Source organism: Frigoribacterium faeni, assembly GCF_007988805.1.
In the GTDB taxonomy this organism is placed as follows: Bacteria; Actinomycetota; Actinomycetes; order Actinomycetales; family Microbacteriaceae; genus Frigoribacterium; species Frigoribacterium faeni.
The window spans coordinates 1-2,579 of the sequence record NZ_BJUV01000071.1; the positions used below are offsets into that span (position 1 = coordinate 1).

Below are 2,579 nucleotides of genomic sequence, written 5' to 3' on the forward strand. Positions count from 1 at the left end.
TCAGGCGACTAGGAGGTGTAGCCGGCCTGGATCTCTTCGAGCACCGAGTCGGTGTCGGTTCCGTCGATCCAGTCGACCATGCCCTTCCAGAAGCTGTCCGAGCCGACCGACTTCGGCATCAGGTCCGAGCCGTCGAAGCGGAAGGTGGTGTCGGTGCCCTGCAGGATCTCGACCGCGCTCTTCAGCAGGTCGCTCCCGGCGTTGGCGGGGTCGAGGCCCTTGTTGGCCGAGATGACGCCGCCGAGCGAGACGCGGCTGTTGGCCCAGTCGGCGCTGGCGAGGTACGCCTGGACCTTGGCGGTGTCGTCGTCGTTCGAGAACGCCGCGACGAACTCGCCGCCGCCGGTGACGGCCGCGGGGTCGCCCTCGGCCATCGGCGGGGTGAGGAAGGCCCAGACGTCGCCGTCCTCGGCGACGGTGGCGGGCTTACCGTCGGCGTTGTTCGCCGCGGTGAGGAAGCCCTCGAAGAACGAGGCCTGGTGCGTCAGCGCGCAGCTGCCGTTCGCCACGTTGGTGGCGACGTCGCCGAACGCGGTGGAGTTGATCGACTTCACGTCGCCGTAGCCGGCGTTGACCATGGACGGGTCCTGCAGGATCGTGCCGACCGAGTCGAACGCGGCCTTGATGTCGGGGTCGGTGAACTCGGTGTCGCCCGCGACCCACTTGTCGTAGGCGTCGGGGCCGGCCTCGCGGAGCACGAGGTCCTCGATCCAGTCGGTGCCGGGCCAGCCCGACGCCTCACCCGAGTTGAAGCCGGCGCACCAGGGGGCGCTTCCGGTCTTCTCCTGGATGGTCTTCGAGACGGCGACGAGGTCGTCGTACGTCTTCGGCACCTCGACGCCCCACTCGGCGAACTTCGCCGGCGAGTACCAGACGTAGCCCTTGACGCTCGCCATCAACGGGGCGCCGTACTGGGTGCCGTCGACCTGACCGTACTTCTGCCAGTCCTCGGACCAGCCCTCCTTGACGTTGGCGAGAGCGTCGGCGGGCAGCTCCTGGACCTTGCCGGAGGCGACCGTGTCGGCCAGCAGTCCGGGCTGAGGGAAGATCGCCAGGTCCGGGGTGTCGCCACCCTGCACCTTGATGCCGATCTGCTTCTCGAACTCCTTGTCGCCGGTGTACTTGATGTCGATGTCGTTGGCCTTCTCCCAGTCGGCCCACGACTTCTCGAGAAGGGTCGCCTCGTCGCCGTTGATGGTGCCGTAGACGTTGACGACGCCGTCGGCCGTGCCGACGTCACCCGCTCCGCCGCCCGCGTTGGGGTCGTTGGGGTCGGCGCCGCCGGAGCAGCCGACCAGCAGGAAGCTCGAAGCCGCCAGGACGGCCAGAGGGGCCGTGAATCGGCGGTGCAGGGATGCTCGCATGACATTCTCCTCGTTGAGTTGCAAGTCCGGCGGGACGCTCGTGCTGTCGAGGGAGACCGCCGGCGCACGTCGTCGTCGACGCGCGTCGACGATGAGTGTCACACACTCGCAGGAGGGGCGCAAGCGGGTGTGCTAGCGGTGTCCGACGCGGGCCGAGCTGCCCCGGACCACCAGGGCGGGGGCGACCAGCAGATGCGGAGCCTCCTCCCGACGACCCTCGAGGCGGTCGGCGAGGTGATCGACGGCGGCGGCCGCGATCTCGACACCGGGAGGCGACACCGTGGTGAGCGGGGGAGAGGTCATGTCGGCCGCGAGGTCGCCGATGCTCAAGGCGACCACCGTCACATCATGGGGGATCGAACGCCCGGCGAGGGCGGCCGCCTGGACGAAGCCGGCCAGGGCCGTCTCGTTGAAGGCGAGCACCGCCGTCGGCCGGGACGGCCTCGCGTCGAAGGCGTCGAAGGCGGCTCGGCCGCCCGACACCGAGATGTCCGCCCGATGCGTCTCGATCTGCACGCCCCGGTCGGCCGCGGGCGCCGCGAGGGACCTCGTCGCCCGGACGAGCGGACCCGACCCCCGCTCGGCCGCGCCGATGGTCTGGCTGAGGAAGAACACCCGCTCGTGGCCCAGATCGGCGAGGTGGTCGATCGCGAGGCGGCCCATGGCCTCGTAGTCCGCGTCGATGAACCAGAGGCTCCGAGCGTCGTCCGGCCGACCGATGTTCGTGAACGGGATCCGGGCGGCCGTGAGGACGGGCACGCGGGCGTCGTGCGCGGTCAGCTCCATCAGGATGACCCCGTCGACCAGGCCCTCGCTGACCAGGCTGCCGAGCCCCTCGACGTCGTCGATCGGGTTCGACCAGAGCAGCAGGTGATACCCCCGCGCTCGGGCGCGATCCGTCGCCGCGGCGACGTACTCGAACTCGGACGACGTCACACCGCGCCGACCGTAGGGGTAGTGCAGGGCGAGGATGCCGCCGCGCGAGCCCGCGAGACCACGGGCGAAGGCGTTGGGCGTGTAGTTGAGCTCGGCCATGGCCCGCTCGACCCGCAGCCGCGTCTCCGTGGAGATGGTGCGACGCCCGCTGATCGCGTACGACACCGTGCTCGACGAGACGCCTGCCAGACGCGCCACGTCGTCGCGGGTTGCGGCCATGCTCGTCCACCTCGTCGTCGATCGTGCGCCCAGCATACGATCGACGGCTCCGGGCGGCCT

At 70.2% G+C, this 2,579-nt stretch carries 2 protein-coding genes; both read right to left on the minus strand.

From position 1 onward, the window contains the following. Window positions 1–8 precede the first annotated feature (8 nt). Entirely contained in the window at window positions 9–1,364 is a 1,356-nt protein-coding gene (locus FFA01_RS15720; protein ID WP_146857123.1) for an ABC transporter substrate-binding protein, read from the minus strand. A 132-nt stretch (window positions 1,365–1,496) separates the two neighbouring features. Next, window positions 1,497–2,519: a LacI family DNA-binding transcriptional regulator gene (locus FFA01_RS15725; RefSeq protein ID WP_167627412.1), complete on the minus strand. Its 1,023-nt coding sequence runs from the start codon at window positions 2,517–2,519 to the stop codon at window positions 1,497–1,499. Window positions 2,520–2,579 lie beyond the last annotated feature (60 nt).

Bases quoted from the DNA above. Each gene is read 5' to 3' on its own strand.
- FFA01_RS15720 (WP_146857123.1), bottom strand. From the start codon at position 1,364: ATGCGAGCATCCCTGCACCGCCGATTCACGGCCCCTCTGGCCGTCCTG.
- FFA01_RS15725 (WP_167627412.1), bottom strand. From the start codon at position 2,519: ATGGCCGCAACCCGCGACGACGTGGCGCGTCTGGCAGGCGTCTCGTCG.